This window comes from Nocardia higoensis NBRC 100133, from assembly GCF_000308595.1.
GTDB classification, from domain to species: domain Bacteria; phylum Actinomycetota; class Actinomycetes; order Mycobacteriales; family Mycobacteriaceae; genus Nocardia; species Nocardia higoensis.
The window spans coordinates 1-6,569 of the sequence record NZ_BAGA01000161.1; the positions used below are offsets into that span (position 1 = coordinate 1).

A 6,569-nucleotide genomic window follows, 5' to 3' on the forward strand; every position below is an offset into this window, starting at 1 on the left:
CTTGCCCGAGCCGTCGCCGCCCGCGATGCAGATCAGGCGTTTACGTGCGGTCAGTGGATCATCGCCTTTCGGTGCCGGGCGCGGGCTCGCGGACTTCGCCTCCTCGTCCGGAGGCGCCGGGAGCACGGTCACGGCCGCGGCCGGCGCGAGGACCGGGGTAGCGGCCGGGCCGTCGGCGGGTGCGGCAGCGGGCGTCTCCGCGGCCGGATCGACGACGGTCTTTCCCGCGATGGCCGCAGCGACGCTCTCCGTGCCGGTCTTCCGCGTGTCGGGGGCCTGAGCCGCATCCGTCGTTGCGCCGGATGCGCCGACGGCGGCAGTGTCCGGAGCCGCCGAGATGGTCTCGCCCGCCGGGTCGAGGACGCCGATCACTCCGGTGGCGCCGTCGACGCGGATGCGCTGACCGGAGCGGATCGCCGTGGTCGCGCCGGCGACGTTGAGCACCGCCGGGATGCCGTACTCGCGCCCGATCACCGCCGCGTGCGAGAGCATGCCGCCGACCTCGGTGACCACGCCGGCGACCAGGCCGAGCGCGGGCGTCCAGCCGGGATCGGTGAAACGGGTGACCAGGATGTCGCCCTCGCGCAGCTGGTCGATGTCGGCGAGCGAGGTGATCACTCGCGCGACTCCCTCGGCGACGCCGGGGCTGCAGCCGAGCCCGCTCAGATCGCCGTCGCCGATGTCGCGAACCGCGCCGACGGTGACGCCGCCGCCGAGTTCGTGCGGCGGAATCAGATCCCGGTAGCCGTGATACATCGCGCGCCGGTAGGCGATGTCGCCGGCCGGCGCCGAGATCTCGACCCGGCCGCCGACCAGATCGCTGAGCTCGTGGATGGTCAGCTGGAAGACGTCCTCGGCGTCCTCGAGGGTGCCCGCCGCGGCCAGCCGCACACCGGCCTCGACGACATAGGCCCGCACGATCGCGTAGCACTGCGAGGAGAATTCCCGCATCCGCTCGCGGGCGACCAGGTAGCGCCGCATGCGGTCGACGTGCTTGTCGACCGACTTGGCGAACTTCAGGCGCGTCAGCGGGTTCGCGCGCACCCGCGCCCGCACCGCGGCCAATTCGTCCTCGTAGCGCTTGCGCTGATCGACCAGCGCCACGTCCGGATCGGCCGGCGGGGTGCCGTGCTCGATCATCGCGGCGATCATCGCCCGGACCCGCTCGGGAGCCTCCGACCAGCGCGGGCAGGTGAGATCCAGTTCGGAGTCGGCGTGGAAACCCTGGTCGGTCAGGAACTCGGCCAGCGCGGCGTCCCAGGCGGCGCTGTCGATGCCGTGTTCGCGGGCCACTGCGTACAGGACGACGATCGCGCGCTGCAACGCCATGTGACTGATGTCGGCCAGGCCGCCCATCAGGTCGATCGCCGAGGTCGAACCGCCGGTCGCGGCGTCCACCTTGTCGAGCGTCTGTTTGAAGTCGGTCTGCACGCTGGAGTTGTGGTAGATCGTCGTGAAGTAGGTGCGCTCGGTGTTCGCGTGGAAGGTGAGCAGGCAGTCGGTGAGATCGGCGGCGAAGGCGGCTTCGTCGGTCTCGGCGAGATCGCGCACCCGCTCGCGCCACCGGGCGTATTCGGCCGGCCAGCCGGCGGCGAAGGCGTCCACCACGGCGAGCTGGTCGCGATAGCTCTTCTCGACCGCCAGCGCCGCGGGCAGTGCTTTTGCGATGGTCCTGGCATTGGTCGGGGTGCGGTGCGGGCCCCGGGGACCGTAGTCGTTGAGCACGCCCAGGTCGTCGTCGAAATGCTGTTCGTCGAAGCCGGGGATCTTGAAGAAGCACTGCTTGACCGCGCTCACGTTCCAGTAGGCGCGGCCGTAGTACATGGCCATCCAGTCCTGCTCCACGCCGGGCTCGGCCAGCTTCACGCGCTCGAAGAACGACTGCATGGAGTACTGGAAGGCGTTGTCGTACAGCGAGAACATCATCGGCGTGCAGACCCGCGCCGAGACGCCGCCGTCGCGCAGATCGGCATCGGAGAACTGATCGATGTCGGTGCGCCAGGAGATGGCGGTGATCGCCCGTGACTGCAGCAGCCACAGCTTGCCCGCGCGGTCGACGGCCCATTCGATGTCCTGCGGACGGTGCCGGAATGCCTGCACCGCCAGCATCAGCGCCGCGAGTCCCTCGGTCGTCGACGGCTCGAGGTCGATGTCCTCGCCGCCCGCGTCCCGTTCGACGACCCCGCCGTCGCGCAGCCGCAGTGTGTATCGGGTCGGGGTCACGTGGCCGGAGACCAGTCGCTCGCCGAGTCCCGCGCAGCATTCCACGATCGCGTGGTCCTCGATGCCGCCCAGCGCGTCGATGCTGAAGCCGACTCCCGCGTACTCCGCCTCGACCATCCGCTGGACCAGCACCGACACCGTCGCCTTCGCCGCGCTGTAGCCGTGCCTGGCCAGGTAGGTGCGGACCCGGTCGTTCTCGACCGACCGCCTGCAGTTCGCGATGTGCTCGCGCAGTTCGCCCACCTCGGTGATGTCGAGATAGGACTCGTACTGCCCGGCGAAACTGGCGTCGTCGAGATCCTCGAGCACGCCGCTGGACCGCGCGGCGACCGGGAAGCCACCCAGCGCGCGCACCCAGCCCGCGAGATCGTCGTCGGAGACGGCGTCGAGGTCGAAATCGGCGGGCAGCACGAACCCGGGTGGCACCTCGAATCCGGCGGTGATCAACTCGTGCAGGGTCGCGGCCTTGCCGCCGGCGAGCGCGGGGGTGAAGTCGGCGGCGCCGAGGAACATCGGCGCCGGAGCGGGATTGTCGGACACGGTGGGGGCTCCTGTCGGAAGCAGGACGGGACGGACGTCGTGGCGGGCCGCGAGTGCGCGGGCCGCGCGCACACCCGCGGCGGTCAGGCCGCCGTAGGAGGGACTCGCGGTGCCGGGCTCGAAGCCGAGCAGCAGGGTCTCGGCCATACACGCGTAGACCACACCGGCGGGCAGCCCGGTTTCGGGGAACGGGGGTGTCCGGCCGAGCGGCAGGGCCATCCGGCCGCCGCGCACCAGGGTGACGTGCGCCAGCTCGGCGACCGCGGGATCCACGTCACCGGGGACCGCGAGGTCGCAGACCAGCACCGGATGCCCGGTGGCGAGCAGATCCGGGGTGAGCAGCGGAACAGCGGAATTGGTGGCGGTCAGCACGATTCGGCAGTCCCGCAGGGCCGCGAGGTCCTCGCTCACCGACGGCGCCGCGGCTCCGGTCGCCGCCGCCAGCTGATCGGCGACCCGGCGCAGGCGACGGCCCGAACCGGGCCTGCCGACCAGCGTGATCGAATCCGTCAGCGGTGCGAGCAGCTCGGCCATCACAGCGCCGATATTGCCCAGCGCGCCGAGGATTCCGACCCGGCGCGACCCCGGCGCCAACCGGGCGAGTTCGGTACGGATCACCTCGTAGGCGCAGGCCGCGGTCAGCGAATTGCCGGAAGTCACCGTGATCTCGTCCTCCACCACGTCACGGGAGGCGTCGGTGACGATCGAGGTGTAGCCGCCGAGGCCGATCACCGTCGCGCCCAGCGCGACTGCCTGCTCGACCCCCTCGAGCACCAGATCGCGCAGCCACGCCCGGTGTCCGGCGCGCTGGCTCTCGATGATCTGCTCGGCCGAGACCGGGATCGCGATGATGCACACCTCGACGGTCTCGCCGGTCGGCGAGGTGACCAGCTGCCTGGTCGTCTCGAAAGGGTCCGCGACCCCGCGCAAACGCTCGAACAGCGCCGCGAACTGCTCGTCGGACCAGCAGGCGAGTTCCGGGGCGAAGCGGCGCAGGTCGGCGGCTTCGGGCAGGTTCGCGAGGAACGCCACCCGGCGCGGCGCCTTCCACTCCCTGGCGGGCGCGACCGGCCGGCGCCGCGACAGCTTCACCCGTTCCGGCACCGTCGGATTCGTGATCGGCGGCACGGCCAGGTGGGCGAGCAGTGTGGCCAGGTCGCCGCGGGACAGCAGCGCGGCCACCTCGTCCAGTGCTGTCTCGATCCGCGCCATCTCGGTGTCGGAGAGGAACGCGGAGGGCTGGATCCGCAGGGTGGTCGGCGCGGACAGGGTCGGCAGTACCCGGATGCCGTGTGTGTGCAGCAGGTACCCCGCCACCACGTAGCCGAACATGTCGGGATCGCAGATCTCGCGTAGCAGCGCGGATTTCACTGCGGGAGCCACCAATTCGACGCCCTGGAGCAGACCGCGTCCGCGTACGCCCGCCAACGCCCTCGGCCAGCGGACCGCGACCGCGTCGAGACGAGCGCGCAGCCGCGCGCCGGTGTCGGAGATCCTGATCTGGTTCTCGCGCAACAGATCCAGCGCCGCCTCGGCGATCGCGCAGGACAGGTCGTCGTCGGCGAAGGTGGAGGTGTGGTAGCGGCCGAAGTCCGAGACCGAGTGAGCCCGGTCGACGAGCATCGCCGAGATCTTCACCAGGCCGCCGCCGAGCGACTTGGACAGCAGGTAGTAGTCGGCGACGACGCCCGATGCCGCCGACGCGAGGAACGACCCGGTGCGGCCCATGCCGCACTGGATCTCGTCGAAGACCAGAGCCGCCGAGTGCCGGTCGGCGAGAACCCTCAGCGCGCACAGGGTTTCGGCCGGTACCTCGCGTACACCGCCCTCGCCCTGGATGGGCTCGGCGAACACGGCGGCCACCGGCGAGACGTGCGTGGGAGTCGCCACCGGCCGTCCCGATCCGTCGACGGTGATCCGCGCAATCGCGTGCCGTTCCGTGGCGAAGGCGGTGCTCACGACTTCCGGATCCCAGTCCGCGAGCCGGAGCCGCTCCGGGCCCGGCACCACGAGATCGTCCGGTGTATCGGCCTGATCGGTGAGTGTGAACGCGCCCGCGGACTTGCCGTGGAAGGCGTTCGACAGGCAGACGTACACCGGCCCGCGCGACGCGACGCGTTCGACGACTCGCAGCGATTCCTCGACGATCTCGGACGCGCTCCTGTCGTCGTCGGCGGCACCGGAGGCGTGGAGCGGACGCACATCGTGCAGTCCGTCGCGGCGCAGCCGTCGCAGCGTGCGCTCGAGGTCGGTACGCAGGTCGGCGAGGTGGCGCGCATGGGCGACGGCGGCGTGCCGCAGCGCGGCCTCCACAGCGTCGGCGCCGGTGGAGCCGAAGGTCACGACGTATTCGCGACCGGTCGCCGTGCCGACGAGCTCCGACAGCCTGCGTGCCAGCCCGGCCGCCCCCGGGCGAATGCTGCCCTGGGAGACGAACGGGAGCTGCGCGTTCAGCCGCGCCGTGGCCACCCGGACCAGGGTGGGGTGGTTGTGGCCGAACAGCGCGACGCCGAACCCGCCGACCAGGTCGAGCACTCGCGTGCCGTCCGCCCGGATCAGGTGGTCGCCGTCCGCGCCGGTATAGACGACATCGAGGTGGCAGGCGCGCAGCAGGCGGGCCAGGCCGGGCCGGTTGTGCTGGACGAAGTCGTCGAACAGAGCCGGCGTGGTGTCGGTCGGGTCGGCGCCCCCGGCAGCGCCGTATCGCACTCCAGATGTCACGCGGCTACGCCCCGACCTCGCTGCGTCGGTCCAGTTCGGTCCGGACGAACTCGATGACGTCGTGTGCGGTGAGCAGCGTCGCGGCATCGTCGTCCGATATTTCCACCGCGAACACGCGCTCCAGTTCGATGATTATCTCCGCCGAACGAATGGAGTCCAATCCATAATCCAGCAATGGTTTGTCCACATCGATATCGGAAATTCGGAGTCCATTTCTGAAAAGTGCGCAGACCGCGTGTGTCACGTCCTCGGCAGTTCTCATTTCGATTCCCCGTGCCACATCCATCCTCGTCTACACAACCCGCGAACCATCGCCCCGTCGGCGTCCGCGGGGGATGGTGTCGATTCGATTCCGCTTGTCGCACACGGCATCACCGTGTACTCGGGCGCGCGGCGTCATTGCCGTCGGCAGCAGCGACGGAGGGTGCGCGTCCCCGTCCCGGGCGATCGGGACCGCACCCTCCGCAGCGTTGTGCTCTATTCCAACTTGTACACCGAGGCGGTGGGCCCTGCAATAGGAGTCGGGCGTGACGGAGTGGGTATCAGGGAATGGCTATCTTGTGGTTATCGATGCTTCGCAATATCGGTGAAACAACAAGGTTCCTTGAATGAAACGCTGCGAAAGCGGGGCTTCTCTCGCGAATCCTCGGCGCGGCCGATTCGACGCTCGGGCCGGTGACCCGTGTGCTGCTGTGTCGCCGGGTGTGCGCTGCTCATGTGCCGTTCGGCCGTGCGTGTACGGCAATCCGAAAACCAACTCACCGGTACCAATTGGTGAAGTCGCCGGGAATGCGACGCGAGACCGTACCCGGTGACAGGCGAAGGACTTTCGCTCGGGACCGGAGCCTGCGGCGCCCTCGCGTGAGGGCGGCAACCTTCCTCCGATGCGACCATGCCGATCCGGTACAGACGACAGCCCGCCCCCGGTGGGACCGGCGGGCGGGCTGTAGTCGTGCGTGGATCCGGAAGGATCAGTAGGCGATCATGAGGATCTGATCGCGGGTGTACTCGTGGCCGGGGTGGTTGGCGGCGAGGTGCGCGTTGACCTTCTCGACCAGGTCGTCTTCGTCGGTTCCGGTGATCTG

The 6,569-nt window shown here is 69.9% G+C and carries 3 protein-coding genes; all 3 read right to left on the reverse strand.

The features are described from left to right. On the reverse strand, positions 1-5,484 hold a 5,484-nt coding region (locus ON26_RS27305), incomplete at its 3' end, for an aminotransferase class III-fold pyridoxal phosphate-dependent enzyme (RefSeq protein WP_169333784.1). Between the two features lie 4 nt (positions 5,485-5,488). Continuing rightward, on the reverse strand, positions 5,489-5,746 hold the full coding sequence (locus tag ON26_RS32650) for an acyl carrier protein (protein ID WP_157172026.1): 258 nt from the start codon (positions 5,744-5,746) through the stop codon (positions 5,489-5,491). 709 nt (positions 5,747-6,455) lie between these two features. Further along, entirely contained in the window at positions 6,456-6,566 is a 111-nt protein-coding gene (locus ON26_RS35230; protein WP_157172027.1) for a hypothetical protein, read from the reverse strand. Positions 6,567-6,569 lie beyond the last annotated feature (3 nt).

What these genes read in the sequence shown, in the direction of transcription:
- ON26_RS32650 (WP_157172026.1), bottom strand. Translation starts at nt 5,746, where the DNA reads ATGAGAACTGCCGAGGACGTGACACACGCGGTCTGCGCACTTTTCAGA.